15 protein-coding genes are annotated in these 15,910 nt (G+C 62.4%); 10 read left to right on the forward strand and 5 right to left on the reverse strand.

The features are described from left to right. Nucleotides 1-55: 55 nt before the first annotated feature. The 3 genes from VGL22_RS12415 to VGL22_RS12425 form a co-directional block, all read right to left on the reverse strand. Nucleotides 56-295: a hypothetical protein gene (locus tag VGL22_RS12415; RefSeq protein ID WP_465267248.1), complete on the reverse strand. Its 240-nt coding sequence runs from the start codon at nucleotides 293-295 to the stop codon at nucleotides 56-58. A gap of 70 nt (nucleotides 296-365) precedes the next feature. Continuing rightward, a complete protein-coding gene (gene ppk1 / locus VGL22_RS12420) occupies nucleotides 366-2,546 on the reverse strand; it encodes a polyphosphate kinase 1 (protein ID WP_465267249.1) in 2,181 nt (726 codons plus the stop codon). Between the two features lie 128 nt (nucleotides 2,547-2,674). Next, nucleotides 2,675-3,100, reverse strand: a complete 426-nt coding sequence (locus tag VGL22_RS12425) for a DUF3788 family protein (protein ID WP_465267250.1) — start codon at nucleotides 3,098-3,100, stop codon at nucleotides 2,675-2,677. 179 nt (nucleotides 3,101-3,279) lie between these two features. On the opposite strand from VGL22_RS12425, the gene VGL22_RS12430 reads away from it, so the two are divergent. The 3 genes from VGL22_RS12430 (at nucleotide 3,280) to VGL22_RS12440 (ending at nucleotide 6,970) form a co-directional block, all read left to right on the forward strand. Continuing rightward, complete coding sequence (locus VGL22_RS12430) at nucleotides 3,280-3,975, forward strand: RNA polymerase sigma factor (RefSeq protein WP_465267251.1); 696 nt, start codon at nucleotides 3,280-3,282, stop codon at nucleotides 3,973-3,975. 329 nt (nucleotides 3,976-4,304) lie between these two features. Continuing rightward, entirely contained in the window at nucleotides 4,305-5,741 is a 1,437-nt protein-coding gene (locus VGL22_RS12435) for a TolC family protein (RefSeq protein WP_465267252.1), read from the forward strand. A 2-nt stretch (nucleotides 5,742-5,743) separates the two neighbouring features. Then, nucleotides 5,744-6,970 (forward strand): HlyD family secretion protein, encoded by a 1,227-nt coding sequence (locus VGL22_RS12440; RefSeq protein WP_465267253.1) that lies wholly within the window; start codon nucleotides 5,744-5,746, stop codon nucleotides 6,968-6,970. Nucleotides 6,971-7,102: 132 nt separating this feature from the next. Here the strand turns inward: VGL22_RS12440 and VGL22_RS12445 are convergent, their stop codons facing one another. Continuing rightward, entirely contained in the window at nucleotides 7,103-8,314 is a 1,212-nt protein-coding gene (locus VGL22_RS12445; RefSeq protein ID WP_465267254.1) for a VWA domain-containing protein, read from the reverse strand. Nucleotides 8,315-8,633: 319 nt separating this feature from the next. Here VGL22_RS12445 and VGL22_RS12450 point away from each other — a divergent pair, with 319 nt between their 5' ends. The 7 genes from VGL22_RS12450 to VGL22_RS12480 all read left to right on the forward strand — a co-directional run bounded on the left by VGL22_RS12450 (nucleotide 8,634) and on the right by VGL22_RS12480 (nucleotide 15,303). After that, nucleotides 8,634-9,071, forward strand: a complete 438-nt coding sequence (locus tag VGL22_RS12450; RefSeq protein WP_465267255.1) for an FtsX-like permease family protein — start codon at nucleotides 8,634-8,636, stop codon at nucleotides 9,069-9,071. Between the two features lie 51 nt (nucleotides 9,072-9,122). Then, nucleotides 9,123-9,803: a metal-dependent transcriptional regulator gene (locus tag VGL22_RS12455; protein WP_465267256.1), complete on the forward strand. Its 681-nt coding sequence runs from the start codon at nucleotides 9,123-9,125 to the stop codon at nucleotides 9,801-9,803. A 78-nt stretch (nucleotides 9,804-9,881) separates the two neighbouring features. Continuing rightward, entirely contained in the window at nucleotides 9,882-11,207 is a 1,326-nt protein-coding gene (locus VGL22_RS12460) for an Nramp family divalent metal transporter (protein ID WP_465267257.1), read from the forward strand. A 111-nt stretch (nucleotides 11,208-11,318) separates the two neighbouring features. After that, entirely contained in the window at nucleotides 11,319-12,497 is a 1,179-nt protein-coding gene (gene aroC, locus VGL22_RS12465; protein ID WP_465267258.1) for a chorismate synthase, read from the forward strand. A 9-nt stretch (nucleotides 12,498-12,506) separates the two neighbouring features. After that, complete coding sequence (def, locus tag VGL22_RS12470; RefSeq protein WP_465267259.1) at nucleotides 12,507-13,016, forward strand: peptide deformylase; 510 nt, start codon at nucleotides 12,507-12,509, stop codon at nucleotides 13,014-13,016. Nucleotides 13,017-13,020: 4 nt separating this feature from the next. After that, complete coding sequence (fmt, locus tag VGL22_RS12475; protein WP_465267260.1) at nucleotides 13,021-13,974, forward strand: methionyl-tRNA formyltransferase; 954 nt, start codon at nucleotides 13,021-13,023, stop codon at nucleotides 13,972-13,974. Nucleotides 13,975-13,977: 3 nt separating this feature from the next. Then, nucleotides 13,978-15,303, forward strand: coding sequence for a transcription antitermination factor NusB (locus VGL22_RS12480; protein ID WP_465267261.1), 1,326 nt, complete (start codon nucleotides 13,978-13,980; stop codon nucleotides 15,301-15,303). 1 nt (nucleotide 15,304) lies between these two features. On the opposite strand, the gene VGL22_RS12485 is transcribed toward VGL22_RS12480, so the two are convergent. After that, entirely contained in the window at nucleotides 15,305-15,805 is a 501-nt protein-coding gene (locus VGL22_RS12485) for a heme-degrading domain-containing protein (protein WP_465267262.1), read from the reverse strand. Nucleotides 15,806-15,910 lie beyond the last annotated feature (105 nt).

A 15,910-nucleotide genomic window follows, 5' to 3' on the forward strand; every position in this document is an offset into this window, starting at 1 on the left:
ACCGGGAGTTCATGCGCCGAAGGATGGCACCAGCATCTGCCGAAGTCAATGCGCATCACTCCGAATGCTTGCGGCTGCGCTTCCACTCCTCCACAAGCTGGCTTTCATCCTGAGGGGGCGTCCAGAAGCGGCTGACGGCGATTCCGGCGAAAACCAGCACCAGCCCGACGGGGATGTCGCGGGCCGGAACGCTATGCCAGGAGAGATAAGGAACCGGCATCTGGAGCCCCACCGCGAGAAAGAACGCACCGCAGGCGATGAGCAGCGCGACGACCAATGTCCGGATGAAAGGCATGGAAACGCCTCCTGGGAATTCAATCCCGGCAGACGCGGACATAGTAGCAAAGTTGTGGCGCCGCGGGCACCTAGTCGGCAGCGACGGCTTTTTTTGCGGGGCGGCGGGCGCTGGTGGATCGCCGCGTAGTGCGGGGACTGCGAGGCTTTTGCTCAGGCTGCCGGGGGATGGCGCTGATATCCGTCTTGCCTTCGGCCAGCTGCATCAGAAACTGCTGCGACGAGAACGCCGGCGCGTCCTTGAGGGCCTTGTTAGCGCGCACATACATGCCGTCGGGCTGCTGCAGGCGGGCCTTTGTGGTGTCAGCCAGATAAGCCGGCAGGATCTCGTCGTGAATTCTGGCCAGCGCTGCCGGGTCGCGAACGGGGAACGCTACCTCGCAGCGCTCGAAGAGGTTGCGCGGCATCCAGTCGGCCGACCCAAGATAGATCTCGTGATCCCCACCGTTCGCGAAGAGGAAGATGCGTGAGTGCTCCAGGAAGCGGCCCACAATGGAACGTACCCGGATGCGCTCCGAAAGACCGGGAACGCCGGGGCGAATGATGGAGACACCGCGAATGATGAGGTCGATTTCGACACCGGCCTGCGATGCCTGGTAGAGCGCCTCGATCACAGAAGGCTCAAGCAGAGCGTTCATCTTGGCAACGATGCGAGCGGGGCGGCCGGCGCGCGCGTGGTCAGCCTCTCGCCGAATGAGGCCGAGGAAGCTCTCTGCCATGGTCAGGGGCGCCACCAGCAACGGGCGATAGTCGTCCACCTCGGCGTGGGCGGTCAGGTAGTTGAACACCATGTGCACGCGCTCGGTAATTTGCGGATCGCAGGTGAGCAGGCTGAGGTCGGTATAGAAGCGCGCGGTCACGGGGTTGTAGTTGCCGGTGCCAAGATGGCAGTAGCGGCGCGTTACTCCATCTTCGTCGCGGCGAACCAGGAGGGCCAACTTGCAGTGGGTCTTGAGTCCCACCACGCCGTGGAACACCTGCACGCCGGCGTCTTCCATGTTGCGCGCCCAGCGAATGTTCGAGGCCTCATCGAACCGCGCCATCAGCTCCACTACGAGAGTGGCTTCCTTGGTCGCAGCGGCCTCCGTGATGGCCTGGAACATGGGCGAGTCGGAACTGGTTCGATAGAGCGTCTGCTTGATGCTCACCACGTTTGGATCCTGCGCGCCCAGCTCGATGAAGTTCACCACCGGGTCGTAGCCATCGTAGGGGTGGTGCAGCAGGATGTCGCGCGTGCGCAGGTCTTCAAAGATGCTGGTGGCCTTGCGGCTCAGCACGAGTGGGTGCGGCACGAAGGGCTGGAACTTGAGGTCGGCACGCTGCACGTCGCTATAGAGAAACATGATGCGTGATAGATTGACCGGGCCCTCGCCGCGAAAAACCTGATCCTCTTCGAGTTCGAAATTCGTGCGCAGGCGCTCAACGATTTCGGGGTGCGCGCCGCTCTCAATCTCCAGCCGGACGGCATCGCCCTTGCGGCGATTATGCAGTTCCACGCGAATCGTCTCGAGCAGCGAGCGGGCTTCTTCTTCTTCGAAATAGAGATTGGAATTGCGCGTGACGCGGAAGGCGGTGTAGGCCTGAACCTCGTATCCGCGATACATGCCGCTGAGGTTCTGCGCGATCAGATCCTGCAGCAGCACGTAATCGAAATGGCCGTCACTGGAGGGCAGGCGCAGGAACCGCGGCAGGGCGCGCGGCACCGTGACGACGCCCAGCACCAGCGGGCCGGAACTGCGGCGCTTGGGCCGCAGCAGCAGCGCCAGGCACAGGGCCTTGTTCAGCACCCGTGGAAACGGATGCGCCGGGTCAATGGAGATGGGCGTGAGCAGCGGGTCCACCTCGCGCTGAAAGTAGCTTTGCGCGTAGGTCTTTGCATCCGGGCTGAGCTCGTTCCAGTCGAGCAGGCAAATGCCCTGCTTGCGCATCTCGGGCAGCAGACGCTGATCCCAGCAGGCGTACTGGGCCCCTACGAACGAGTGGATCTCTCGCGTCAGTGCCGCCAAAGATTCATCGGGCTGAAGGCCATCGTAGCCGGGCTCGCGGTAGCCGTCCTCAATGCGCTGCATGAGGGCGGCCTGGCGGATTTCCACGTACTCGTCAAGATTGGACGCAGTGATGGCGAGGAACTTGACCCGTTCAAGCAAAGGGTTGGTCGCATCCTCTGCTTCTTCCAGGACGCGTCGATTGAACTGCATCCAGGATTCGTCGCGGCCGTTGAACAGCCGCGGTTTTTTTGTGGTCTTGGCCATTGCAATGACACCTGCGCCGTTCACGTCAGCATAACGGATGTGCCGACCAGGGCAAAAGGACAGAACCACTTATATCTGCACAACTACACGCTGTTCACGCACTTTTCACAGGGGCATGCCAGGGTTCGTCAATCGGCCAGCTTGATCTGGGCCAGCTTGCGAATCGCCGGCAGATCCGTCGCCCGGTGCACCGTCAGGCGTACTCCTGTGCCCTCGGGAAACTTGGGAGCTGAGGCGAGTGCCTGCTCCGCGGCTTTGGGCAGGTGTGCTTCCCGCGCGGCAAGAATGGCTTTGTCACTGAATGTGAAGGCTACCCGAAAGCAGTCGTGGCAGGGAGACATGAACACGACATTGCGCCCTTTCTTCTTCAGGCGGAGCGACCATCCATATTTGTTGGCGTAGATGGCCTTCCATTCCTGGGTGAGCTTGCCGGCATCGGCGGTCACTTCCTCAATGAGTTCGTTCCAGAGCGGCGCCGCGGACCCGAGAGCTGCGTCGACCTCGGCATGGGACGGTTCGGTAGTCTTGCCGATAAATGCATTAGGCGTATTCATGGGCACTTCCTTTCACACCGCACGGTGATCGGATGGGAATGCGGTGGGATTGTAGCGCGCTGGGTCGAATGGCGCAGTGACATCCCGAAGGACCGGGGGCCCTGCCCGGAATTGACCTGCACGCCCGCGGGGTTGAGGATGGAAGCAGGCACCTGCCAATTCCCCCTGAGGAGCTCCCCATGCCAAACGAGACGGACAACCCGAAGTCGCGGCTGGATCCTGCGGAGCCGCTGCCTCAAGAGGCTCAGGATTTTGCGCGCAAGCTGCACAAAATGCTGGATGGGAAAGAGAAGGACGAGGCCACCGTGGCCCATCAGTTCGCGGGTCTTGAGGATATGTTCGACCTCATCGCCGCTGGACTCTACAGCCTGGCTTCGATGCTGGTGGGCGAGGGCGAAGACTCCATCCGGCTGGTGGAGACGGCGGTGACCAACGCCGATGTTTCCTCTGCTACTCAGCCTGAGGAGGCCCGGCAGGCAAGCCGGCACGCGCTCGTCGCCGCGGCTCTGAGTATGATCGCCGAGCGCGATCCCGCAGCCCTGGCCGCTCCCGAGGCACTGGAGCACGCCGAGACCTGTATTGAGGATGACGATCTCAATGCCGCGGGCGTGTCGCGTGAAGAACTGGAGCGCATGATGGCCGGTCCCGATCGCGACCGGGTACGGGCGTGGCTGGAAAGCCTCCCCACCCCTACGCGGACCATCTTCGTGCTGCGCGCCGTGGCGGGCTACTCCACCGCGGAAACCGCTTCCATGCTTTCCGAATACGCCGGGCCGGCCGCCAGAGGCTGGACCCCGGAGCCCATCCGCGAACTGTTCCGTCAGGGACTGTGTTCGCTGGCATCGCAGATGGTCAAAGCCGGCATTCGCGAGTAGCCTCCTCGCAGGGCGGGGAGGCTCAAGCCGCCGGCTTCCTCCACTGTGTCATGGCTCCCAGTCGTCACTCCGGTCCCTTCCCCGCGGCCTCGCCGGGGGCAGGCGCCGGCAGACCTATCCGGCGTCGCGAACAGAAGTTCTTTTGCGTTCGATACACTAGATTAAGAACCTTGCCGCGGGTAGTGTGCATCCATTGGATGAACCGATGTTTTGAGTCAACCGCCTCTTATCAGTTTTGACCGGATCGAAGACCATTGAAGCCAATTGATTGTTCAGCTAAGCCCTCAATCCGCCGCCGTGTGCCTTGCCTTGTGCAGGGCGCACTTGTGATGGCCCTGGGACTATCGGCGAGCGACGGCGGCATGCGGCTCTACGCACAGGGACAGGGCCAGTCGCAGTCAGCGCCAGCGCTGCCCAGCGCGCAGACTCTCCAGACCTCCGTACCGACTGCCGCGCCGAGCGCGGGTTCCAGCTTCCAGGGAAGTGTAACGGCCGGCGAGGCAAACGATCAGACTCTCGATCTGACTCTCGACGATGCCATGCAGAGGGGCCTCAGGAATAACCTGGGCGCCATCCTCAGCGGGCACCAGGCGGCTTCAGTCAAAGCGGAGCGCCTCAGCGCTCTGCAGTCGCTTTTGCCCAGCATCGACGCCAGTCTGAAGGAATCCGTGCAGCAGGTGGACCTGGCCGCTCTCGGCCTGCGGATCCCCGGCTTCCCCACGATCGTGGGCCCGTTTGGCTATACCGATCTGCGGGCCTCTCTGACGTGGTCGGTGGTGGATGTGAAATCGTTGCGCGGGTACCTGGCCGCCCGCCACAACTTTACCGCGGCGCAGTTGACCGCGGAAGATGCTCGCCAGATGGTGATTCTCAGCGTCGGCAACGCCTACCTTGTGGCTCTCGCGGACGAGTCCGAGGTGCAGAGTGTGCAGGCCCAGGTGAACACGGCCAAGGTTGCCCTCGATCAGGCGGTGGCGAGCCATGAGGCCGGGACCGCGCCGCTGCTGGACGAATTGCGGGCGCGGGTGGCCTATCAGACGTTGCAGCAGCAGGTGATCGTGGCGCAGAACAAGCTGGACAAGGACCGACTGGCCCTGGCCAGAACCATTGGGCTGCCCGTCGCGCAGAAATACAATCTCGCGGATAAGGCGCCTTACGCGGCGTTCGATCAAGTCGATCTTGAATCGGCGTTGAAGCAGGCGCATCTGAATCGCAAGGATCTTCAGGCGATGGCCGAGCAGACCAAAGCGGCTGAAGAACAGCGCAAGGGCGCCACCGCGGACCGGTTCCCGCGGGTGACGACCAATGTCGACTACGGCCTGATTGGCGTAAATTTCGGCAGTTCGCATGGTACGGTGGACGCGACTGGTGCGGTGAGCGTACCGGTGTTCAAGGAGTTCGGCCTGCGCGGCGAGGCCCAGCAGGCACAGGCGCAGCTTGACACGCAGCGCGCCCAGTTGAGCGATATGAACGCCCAGGTGGACGCGGATGTGCGGGATGCACTGCTTGATATTCAGGCGGCTCAGCGGCAGGTGGAAGTGGCACGCTCCAGCGTCGAGTTGGCCAACGAGGCGCTCAACGAGGCCCAGCAAAGATACGTTGCCGGAGTGGATAACAATCTGGCCGTGACCCAGGCGCAGCAGAGCGTGGCACAGGCCAACGACCAGCTTGTCAGCAGCCTTTACCGGCACAACCTTGCCAAGCTGAGCCTGGCGCGCTCGCTGGGCGCAGCCGAGAACTACAAGAGTTATTTGGGAGGAAAGTAGACGTGGCGGATACAACGACAACGCCCGCTTCAACAGAGCAGGAGACAGAAGTAGTTCAACCTCGGTCACGGCGCAGGGGAATCATTGTCATCGTCCTCGCTGTCATCGTGGTGGCCGCTCTGGCGTTCTGGTGGCACTCCACCTTTTATGAAGATACGGATGATGCGCAGGTAAGCGGTCACCTCATCCAGGTGAGCGCGCGCATCCAGGGACAGGTGCTGCACGTAGATGTTTCGGAAAACCAGATGGTAAAGAAAGGCGACCCCATCGCCGAACTGGATCCTCGCGACTACCAGGTGGCAGTGGAGAACGCCAAGGCAGCTCTTGCCAGCGCCCAAGCCAGTGCGCTGGCGGCCAACGTTGCCGTGCCGCTGACGACCGTGAACACCGGCGCCAATCTCACCTCCGCCAACGCGCAGTTGAGCGGAAGCCATGCCCAGGTGCAGCAGGCGCAGGGACAATTGCAGGCGGCGCAGGCGCGAATTGCGCAGGCTGAAGCCAACAATGCCAAGGCTCAGAGCGATCTGGAACGCTATAAGCCGCTGGTCGAGAAAGATGTGATCAGCAAGCAGCAGTACGACGCGGCCATCGCCGCTGCCAAGGCTGCTGAAGCCGGCGTAGCGGATGCGCGTGCAAGTGCTGCGGCATCTGGGGATGCTGTACGCGTCGCGCGTCAGCAGGAAGCTGCGTCCGAGGCTTCGCTCAAGTATGCGCAGACCGGCCCTCAACAGGTGGCCGCCCAGAACGCCAAGTACAAGCAGGCCCAGGCGCAGGTGCAGCAGGCGCAGGCACAGCTCGACCAGGCGGAGCTGAACCTCAGCTACACCAAGATCGTGGCGCCCGAGGACGGCATCATCACCCGCAAGAGCGTGGAGGTGAACCAGAACGTGTCCTCAGGACAGAACCTGCTCACGCTCGTCAGTCTCAGCGACATCTGGATTACCGCCAACTTCAAGGAAACCCAGTTGGAGCACATGCAGGCTGGTCAGGCGGTCGATGTTTCAGTGGACGCGACCGGAAAGACCTATCACGCCAAAGTGACGCAGATCGGCGGCGCGACCGGCTCGGTTCTGAGTCTGTTCCCCCCGGAGAATGCGACCGGCAACTACGTCAAGGTGGTGCAGCGTGTCCCCGTGCGCATTGACTTCACCGATCTCAAGGACGAGGATCCCAACCACGCCCTCCGCCCCGGCCTGAGCGTGGAACCGAAGGTCCGCGTCAAGCAGTAATCTCGCATCTGATCTGTTCCTTCACAACCGGCGTGCCCCAGGTCTCGATTCTGAGACCTGGGGCACGCGTCCCATCCCGCCCTGTGCGTTCCGCAAGCCCGCTGCCAGCACCAAACAATATCTGCGCGCAGGTTATGGGCTGGTAATCTGATTCGTGCCCGGAGTCACTGCCCAGTAGCTGGTGCGCGCCGTGATCTCAAGCCCTGGGTACTCCGGCAGCTTGAGGCGCAGGGTATGCAGCCCCTCCCGCGGCTCGTGCGGATGGAAGCTGAGCATGTACCGGTTCGGCAGGCGATTGCTGATGGCCGCCAGATCGCGTTCCAGGTCCTTCTCGTTCCCCAGCTTGAAGTACTCTCCCCCGGTGAGCCGCGCCACGGTGGCCGGCACATTCTTCTGCAGGCTGTCGGCGGTAGCAATCGCCGCCATCTTGGCGAACGTGAGCGGCGGCACAAGCTGGCCAACGCAGTCATAGAACTGCGACCATCGGCTTGTTGGCGCGTCAGGATCGGGGTCTGGATCCTTGCCCATGCATCCATTGGGCGGGTTGGGATGATGATTTTCCAGGCTCAGAATTCCCGACGGCCGGCCGCTGGGCTGGGTGGGCAACTGTCGCGCGGCGTAATGCGAGGCCTCTGCCTTTCCCGTGGAGAACGCGACGCTGTAGATCGTCGTATTCGATTCCGTGACTGCCCGGACGGCCTGCTCGATGGTCGTGTGGCTGCCGCGATCGAGGGTCTCGCTGATCAGCAGAATGGCGCGCCTGTACCCCGACGGCTCGGCCCGCAGCAGATTCACGGCAAACGAGAGCGAATCCAGAATGGCCGCGCCGTTGTCTCCCAACGGCACATTGTGCATGGGGTCAGGGCCGGCGCAGTTGTAGAAATGATGTTGGCGCGTGCACCCTGGCCGCAGACTGCGCAGGGCAGACTCCGCCTCCTCCACATCCGAGGTAAACGGCTGCAGAAGCTCTGGTTCGCTGTCGAAGGCGACCACCGCGACGCGGCGCCGCACCCCGCCTACTATCGAACCGAGCATGGGCGCGAGGGGTGGCGCAAGGGTGTCGTACTTCTCGAATTCCCTGGCGCCCGCGCCGCCGGTCTCGAGCACCACCACCAGCGCGAGAGGTTCGCTGCCCGAGTCGGCGTCGAGAGAAAGCTTTTGCGGAACGCCATCATCCGTCAGAACGAAGTCTTCCGGCTTCAGCGTGTAAACCAGCGCGCCGGACTTGTCGCGAACCAGAGCCGGCACCAGAACCACGGTGCTCTGTGAGCGAAAGATGGAGCCCTGCGGGCCGGCTGGTGACTGGGCGTCAATCCCGCTCCACGCCGCGAACACCGTTGACATTGCAACGGCGCCGCATGCGGCTCGGTTTGCCAGAAGTCCCCGCAGTTCTGCACAGCCGCGCCGCATAGTCACCCGATCATCCCATTAGACGGGAGCGGCCGAGGTACGTCGCCCGGCTTTCCCCAGTCGCCTGGGAGCGGTATTCTCGCCAACATGAAGTCCTCTTTGCGCAACCTGCGATTCGCATTCCGCATGATGGCGAAGAGCCCCGGGTTCACGGCGGCCATCCGCTCACCCTGGTCCTTGGCATCGGGGCCAACGCGGCCATCTTCACCGTGGCCAATGCGCTGAAGTTGCCGCCATCGATCCCGACCAGCCCATGACTAAGGTCGAGACGGTGAAGGAACTGGTGCAGGATGCGCGGAGTCAGCCGAGCTTCCTGTTGATGCTGGTGGGAGCCTTCTTCACGACCGCCGTGGTGTTGACCATCGTCGGTGTCTACGGCGTGCTCTCCTACTCGGTGTCGCAGCGGCGCCAGGAGTTTGGCATCCGCATGGCCATGGGTGCCGAACCGCGCGACATTCTCCGCCTGGTGCTGCGCCATGGCTTCAGCCTGGCCCTTGCAGGAATCGGGGCGGGGCTGGTTGCAGCGTTCGGCCTGACCCGCCTGCTGGCGAGCATGCTTTTCGAGACCGGCGGCCATGACCCACTGACGTTTGTAGCGGCGCACGCTCTGTTTCTCGTCGTCGCGCTTGCGGCGAGTTACGTACCGGCGCGCCGGGGCACCCAGGTGAGCCCGGTCGACACTCTCCGATGAGAACCAGACCGAGCCGTCCCGCTGCAGCGCATTAGACTAGTGCCTGCACCCATGCGCGATTCCATCCACGTATCGAAGGAAAACTATCTCAAGGCCATTCTTGAAGCCGACGCGGAGGGCCGCCAGGTCATCCCTGCCACGCTCGCACATTGGCTTGAAGTTTCACCCCCGGCGGTGACCATGGCCGTGCGTCGCCTCAAGCGCGACGGATACGTGCTGGTCGGCGAGGACGGAATCGTGCGACTGACGGAAAAGGGCCGCGAGACCGCATACCAGACAGCTCTGCGCCACCACCTCATCGAGCGCATGCTAAGCGAGATTTTCGGCATGGAGTGGTACGAGATCCACGAAGAAGCCGAGCGCCTGGAGCATGCCGTCTCTCCGGCCTTCGAGGCCAAGCTGAAAGAAAAGCTGGGTGAAGGCGGCGCCTGCCCCCACGGAAACGCGGTTCTGCCTGAAACCTCGCAGGCGCGGAAAGCGCGCGGCGAGGTGCCGCTGAGCGAAGCCGGGGAGGGAAAGCGCTACACCGTCGTCAGTCTTCAGGAGCGCGATCCGCTGCTCCTGCGTTTTTTGCATCGAAATGGAATCGGGCCGGGCAAGTCCCTGCGTGTACTGCAGCAGAACTACGACCAGACCGTGGCGATTCAGCTCGATAGCGGAGATTCAATCCTGGGCAGGCCGGCAGCAGAGGCGGTTTGGCTGCAGGCACGGTCGGAAGTAAATTCAAAATAACACTTTCGAATTAACTACGATTAACGAACTTGTGTCATACTGCCTTTAGAAGCCTGCTCTCCCGGCCTTCGTCACCCTATGGCCACCGAAATCTCAGGAAAACTGCTGGTTCCCGAGCCCTCGTTACCCGAGGTGCACGCCAGCGTCCGTATCTCTGGGTCGACGCTTTACTGGCGCAGACTGCTCGGTTTTATCGGACCAGGATTCCTCATTTCGGTGGGATATATGGATCCCGGCAACTGGGCCACTGACATAGCCGGCGGCTCGCAGTTTGGCTACACCCTGCTTTCCGTCATCATGATCTCCAACCTGATGGCGATTCTGCTGCAGAGTCTGAGCCTGAAGCTGGGAGTGGCCACAGAACGGGATCTGGCGCAATTGTGCCGTGAGTCCACGGGCCCCGTCGGGGGCACAACCCTCTGGCTCATGGCGGAGGTGGCTATCGCCGCCTGCGATATGGCCGAAGTGATTGGATCCGCCATCGCCCTGAATCTCCTGTTCCACATCCCCTTGCTCTGGGGTGTGCTGATCACCGGCCTGGACGTTCTGCTGATTCTGCTGCTGCAGCGGTGGGGCTTCCGCACCGTAGAGGCCATCGTGATCGTGCTGATCGGCACCATTCTCGGGCTTTTTATCGTGCAGACGATCCTTTCCCGCCCGCAATACGGTACGGCAATTGCCAGCCTTCTGATCCCGTCCTCGAAGATTCTCACCGACCGCCGCGTTCTGTTTATTGCCATCGGCATGCTGGGCGCCACGGTGATGCCGCACAACCTGTATCTTCATTCGTCCATTGTGCAGAGCCGGCGCTATAAGCGCACTCCCGAGGGCAAACGTGAAGCCATCAAGATGGCAAACATCGATTCGGCCCTGGCGCTGACCCTTGCCCTGTTCGTGAATGCGGCCATCCTCGTGGTTGCGGCGGCGGTCTTCCACCGTTCCGGGCACTTCGAGGTAGCCGCCATCGAGGACGCTTACAAGCTGCTGAGCCCGCTGGTGGGCGCCACGTTTGCCAGCACATTGTTTGCGGTGGCTTTGCTGGCTTCAGGCCAGAACTCCTCGATCACCGGCACGCTGGCCGGACAGGTAGTGATGGAAGGCTTCGTCCATATGAAAGTGGCGCCCTGGCTCCGGCGCCTGATTACCCGGGCGATCGCCATTGTTCCGACCATCGCGGTGGTGGCCATCTACGGCGAGCACGGCACAGAAAAGCTGCTGCTGTTAAGCCAGGTGATCCTATCCCTCCAACTGAGCTTTGCTGTGATTCCTCTCGTTGTGTTCACCAACAGCCGCAAGCACATGGGCGAGTTCGTGAACGCGGCCTGGCAGAAGGGGTTGGCGTGGGCAGTTGCGGTGGTCATTGCCGGGTTGAACGGCTGGTTTCTGGTTCTGATGGCAAAGTAGCAGGAAGGCAGTGGTCAGGTTGTCAGGTGATCCAGTGATCAGGTGATGAGCCCGGGGATTGCCCATGAGACCCCTCCGCCTGGTCACTATTCCGTTACAATCAATACAGATATGATCCGATTTTTCAGTGCCGGGGAATCGCACGGCGAGGCTTTGATCGCGATGATCAACGGCCTTCCCGCGGGGGTACCGGTCGATCTCGAATTCGTGAACCGCGAGCTGTGGCGCCGCCAGCAAGGCTACGGCCGTGGCGGCCGCATGAAGATCGAAACCGACAAGGCCCACGTGCTCTCCGGTGTTCGCCACGGGAAGACCATCGGCACTCCCGTCGCTATCGAGATCGTCAACCGCGACTGGAAGAATTGGGAAGAGAAGCTGCCTGTGGAGGCTGGCGATCCGGCCAAACACCAGGCGGTTGCGTCGCCACGTCCCGGCCACGCTGACCTTGCCGGCGCGCTCAAGTACAACTTCCCCGATGCGCGTTATGTGCTGGAGCGTGCCTCGGCTCGTGAATCCACCTCGCGCGTGGCAGCCGGCGCATTTGCCAAGCTCATGCTGCGCGAGCTCGGCATCGAAATCCTCAGCCACGTCATCCGCGTGGGCCATATGGAACTGCAGCGCACGGCCGCGTGGGATGAGATTGTTGCAGTGAACCAGAAAGACGAAGTTCTGCTGGGCTGTGTAGATGGGGAAGTCGAAGCCGGCATGAAGCAGGAAGTGGAACAGGTATCGCGCACGGGCGACACGGTGGGCGGTGTGTTCGAAGTGGTGGTGCATGGCGCGCCCGCCGGCCTGGGCACGTACGCCCAGTGGGACGAGCGCCTGGATGGTCTGCTGGCCTGGAGCGTCATGAGTCTGCAGGCTGTGAAGGCGGTGGAGATTGGCCGCGGCGTTACGGCAGCCGAGTCGTTCGGCTCGCAGGTGCATGACGCCATCCACTACGCGGACGAGAACAACGGCCGCCCCACTCGATTCACCCGCGAGCAGAACAACGCAGGCGGGATTGAAGGGGGCGTTTCGAACGGCGAAGACATTGTGGTGCGCGGCTATCTGAAGCCAATCTCGACGCTGCGGCGACCGCTGGAGTCGGTGCGGTTCGATACGCGCGAGGCCACCAGCGCTGCCTATGAGCGGAGCGACATCTGCGTGGTTCCGGCCGCGGGCGTGGCTGCGGAATCCATGGTGGCGTTGACGATTGCGGACCTTGTACAGAGAAAGTTTGGCGGCGACTCAGCTCTGGAGATGAAACGTAACTTCGCCGGCTACATCGAACAGATCAGGAGTTATTAGTCGCAAGCGATGATGTTGAAGATTGTTAAGTATCCCGAGCCGGTTCTCTCTCAACCCGGCGAGCCGGTCACGGAATTCGACGACGAACTGCGCAAGTTAGTGGCCGATATGTTCGAGACCATGTATGCAGCGCAGGGCATCGGACTGGCCGCGCCGCAGGTTGCCGTGCCGAAGCGCGTTACCGTGATCGATTTGAGCATGGGCAAAGACCCGGAGCAGAAGCTGGTGCTCATCAACCCCGAAATCATCCATCGCGACGGCAAGCAGTACGAAGAGGAAGGCTGCCTCAGCTTCCCTGACATTCGCGAGAAGGTGCAGCGTGCCTGGACGGTGACGGTGCGCGCCCAGGACGAGTACGGCAAATGGTTCGAGATGGACGGCGAGGAACTGCTCTCTCGTGCTTTCCAGCACGAGATTGACCACCTCGACGGCATGCTGTTCATCTTCCGCATGAGCGCGCTCAAGCGCGACCTGGCGCTGCGCAAAATTCGCAAGATGCAGCGCGAGGGAACCTGGTAGCGCCGTGAAGGTCGTCTTCTGCGGTACGCCGCGTTTCGCGGTGCCCACGCTTGAGGCACTGATGGCGGCGGGGCATGAGATCCCGCTGGTGGTGTCGCAGCCGGACCGGCCGGTGGGCCGCGCGCAGGAGTTGACTGCTCCGCCGGTGAAGCAGATTGCACTGTCTGCGGGTCTGGCGGTCACGCAGCCCGAAAAGATCCGCAACAACGCAGAGTTCCGTGCGCAGCTTGAGGCCATACAGCCTGATGCGATCGTGGTTGTCGCGTACGGCCGCATCATTCCGCCGTGGATGCTTACGTTGCCGCGGCTGGGCTGCATCAATCTGCATGCGTCGCTTTTGCCGCGCTATCGTGGTGCGGCGCCCATCCAGTGGGCCGTCGCGGTGGGCGAAAACGTGACCGGCAACACGACGATGCTGCTGGAAGAGGGGCTCGACACCGGCCCGATCCTTTTGCAACAGGCCCGCGCGATTCTTCCCGAAGAAACCGCGGCAGACCTTTTTGAAGAACTGGCGACGGGCGGTGCGCCGCTCGTTGTGCAGACACTTGCCGGCCTCGAGGACGGCAGCATCATGCCACTCCCGCAGGATCATGCGCGGGCCACGCTGGCGCCCATCCTCACCCGCGAGGATGGCCGCATGGACTTTGCCGGGCGCACTGCCCAGGAACTTCAGAATCGGTGGCGAGGCTTTCAGCCCTGGCCCGGTGCGTTCACGTTGTTCGAAAGCAAGAAACTGATCGTGCATCGGGTGAGCGTCGTTGACGGGGACGGGAGTTCGGCCACGCTCCCGGTCGAAGCAGGTTCCGGCGTCGTGGTTACGAAGGATCAGCGCATGTTCGCGGGGTGCGCGCAGGGCACTTGGCTTGAACTCCTCGAAGTTCAGCTCGAGGGCAAGAAGCGCGTGAGCGCCGCCGAATTTCTGCGCGGTCACCACGCTGCGAATATGCGGCTGGGCTGAGACATGGCGCAGGTTTCCGCAGCGCGCAAGGCTGCATTCGGTATCCTGCTGAGCGTTGAGCGCGGCGATGGCCACTCCGACGATCTGCTGCGCGGGGAGTCGATTGCGCGGCTCTCTCCCGTTGATCGCAATCTTGCTACGGCTTTGGTGCTCGGCGTTCTCCGCTGGCAGATCGCCCTCGATGCGGCGATCCGGCCGCTGCTCAACAAGCCCAATGCAAAGCTCGATGCAGAAGTGCTGATTGCGCTCCGGCTCGGGGTCTTTCAACTTGAGCACATGGACCGCATTCCAGTGCGCGCCGCAATCGACGAAAGCGTGGAACTCACAAAGCAGGCGGGCCACCGATTTGCCTCGGGGATGGTGAACGCGGTGCTGCGCAAGCTGAGCGCGCCCTCCGATCGACCTCGCGCGGATGGCTCGGATGCGAGTGCCTATCCCGCGTGGATGACGGATCGCTGGACGCTGGGCTTCGGCCAGGATGTGACCTGTGAGATCTGCCGTTACGGCCAATCGCAGGCATCCGTTGCAGTGCGTTTGAGAACACCGGATGTGGGAGCGGAACTCGTCAGCGAGGGAGTGAAACTCGCGCCCGGAGCATTGCTGGCCGGTGCCCGCCTTGTCGTGGCTGGTGACGTTACTGCGACAGAGGCGTTTCGCGCGGGTCGCGTCCGGATACAGGACGAAGGCTCGCAGCTTGTGGCGGAGATAGCAGGGCAGGGGAGCGCGATTCTGGATTGCTGTGCTGCGCCCGGGGGCAAGACGATGGTGCTTGCGGAGCGCAATCCTGATGCGACGATCGTGGTGTCTGACGTCAGTCCGGTACGTCTCGATGCGCTGCGTGATCGCCTCAAACCGCTGGGAGATCGCGTGGAGTGTCGGCTGGCCGATGCGACTCAGCTTCGGTATGGAGCCGAGTTTGATCTCGTCCTGGCAGATGTGCCCTGCAGTGGCACCGGAACCCTGGGGCGCAATCCGGAGATTCGCCATCGGCTCACGCCGGCTGAGTTCGCCCGTCAGGCCGAACGGCAGAAGCTGATTCTGTCGAGCGCATTGCGTGCCGCCCAACCAGGGGGAGTCGTCGTTTACTCCACGTGTTCGCTCGAACCGGAAGAAAATGAGCAGGTGATTGGGGCCGTGCTGAGCGACCATGCGACTGCGCGCGTGCTCTCAATGAAATTGCGGCTCGAGCAGATGGAAGCTGAAGGCATTCTTATCGCTGGCGCCGCCGCGAAGCTGAATGAGTGCATCGCGCCAGACGGCTATCTGCGGCTGTTCCCCGGCATGTTTGGAACCGATGGTTTCTTTGTCACGCGATTGCAGAAGAGCTGAGTCATTGCTCGTGCGTTAGCTTCAACTCGGCGTAGTCGCGGCCAAGGATCGCACAGAGTGCCTCGATCACCAGTTCATGATCGGCGCGCATCGGCAGCCCCGATACGGTGACGCTGCCCACCACCCCGGCGCCTGCGACGCTTAAAGGAAACGAGCCGCCGTGGGTGGCATAGTCGGAGAGCGCGAGCCCCTGGGACTCGCAAATGGTCTCGCCTTTGATCCTCTCTTTGATCCCGACTGCATATGAACTTCGATGAAATCGCGCTACCACATTGGTCTTGCGACGAACCCATTCCACGTTGTCGGGAGTGGTGTCATCCATCGCGGCGTAAAAGAGCGGCTGACCGAAGCGGCGGATATCAATGACGACAGGGAGCGAGCGTTCCTGTGCAAGCATCCGCAGACGCGAGCCCAGATCCCAGGCAGTCTGCGCGTCCAGGCGCGGCAGCACGAGTTCGCGTTCCTGCAGTGCGATGCGGTCGAGGTCTTCCTGCAATCCCATATGCGCTTATCTCCGCGGACTCCCATCATCCTACACGGGACGCGACGGATCGTTGCGAAGGGTCCGTGCATATGCGAACGGCTTCTCCTGGTGGAGAAGCCGTCT

The sequence above is a fragment of the Occallatibacter sp. genome, from assembly GCF_036502485.1.
In the GTDB taxonomy this organism is placed as follows: domain Bacteria; phylum Acidobacteriota; class Terriglobia; order Terriglobales; family Acidobacteriaceae; genus Telmatobacter.

Coding starts and splice junctions, on each gene's coding strand:
- def (WP_465267259.1), top strand. CDS start 12,507: ATGATGTTGAAGATTGTTAAGTATCCCGAGCCGGTTCTCTCTCAACCC.
- VGL22_RS12480 (WP_465267261.1), top strand. CDS start 13,978: ATGGCGCAGGTTTCCGCAGCGCGCAAGGCTGCATTCGGTATCCTGCTG.
- VGL22_RS12445 (WP_465267254.1), bottom strand. CDS start 8,314: ATGTCAACGGTGTTCGCGGCGTGGAGCGGGATTGACGCCCAGTCACCA.
- ppk1 (WP_465267249.1), bottom strand. CDS start 2,546: ATGGCCAAGACCACAAAAAAACCGCGGCTGTTCAACGGCCGCGACGAA.
- VGL22_RS12415 (WP_465267248.1), bottom strand. CDS start 295: ATGCCTTTCATCCGGACATTGGTCGTCGCGCTGCTCATCGCCTGCGGT.
- VGL22_RS12460 (WP_465267257.1), top strand. CDS start 9,882: ATGGCCACCGAAATCTCAGGAAAACTGCTGGTTCCCGAGCCCTCGTTA.
- VGL22_RS12450 (WP_465267255.1), top strand. CDS start 8,634: ATGACTAAGGTCGAGACGGTGAAGGAACTGGTGCAGGATGCGCGGAGT.
- VGL22_RS12485 (WP_465267262.1), bottom strand. CDS start 15,805: ATGGGATTGCAGGAAGACCTCGACCGCATCGCACTGCAGGAACGCGAA.
- aroC (WP_465267258.1), top strand. CDS start 11,319: ATGATCCGATTTTTCAGTGCCGGGGAATCGCACGGCGAGGCTTTGATC.
- VGL22_RS12435 (WP_465267252.1), top strand. CDS start 4,305: ATGGCCCTGGGACTATCGGCGAGCGACGGCGGCATGCGGCTCTACGCA.
- VGL22_RS12425 (WP_465267250.1), bottom strand. CDS start 3,100: ATGAATACGCCTAATGCATTTATCGGCAAGACTACCGAACCGTCCCAT.
- VGL22_RS12455 (WP_465267256.1), top strand. CDS start 9,123: ATGCGCGATTCCATCCACGTATCGAAGGAAAACTATCTCAAGGCCATT.
- VGL22_RS12430 (WP_465267251.1), top strand. CDS start 3,280: ATGCCAAACGAGACGGACAACCCGAAGTCGCGGCTGGATCCTGCGGAG.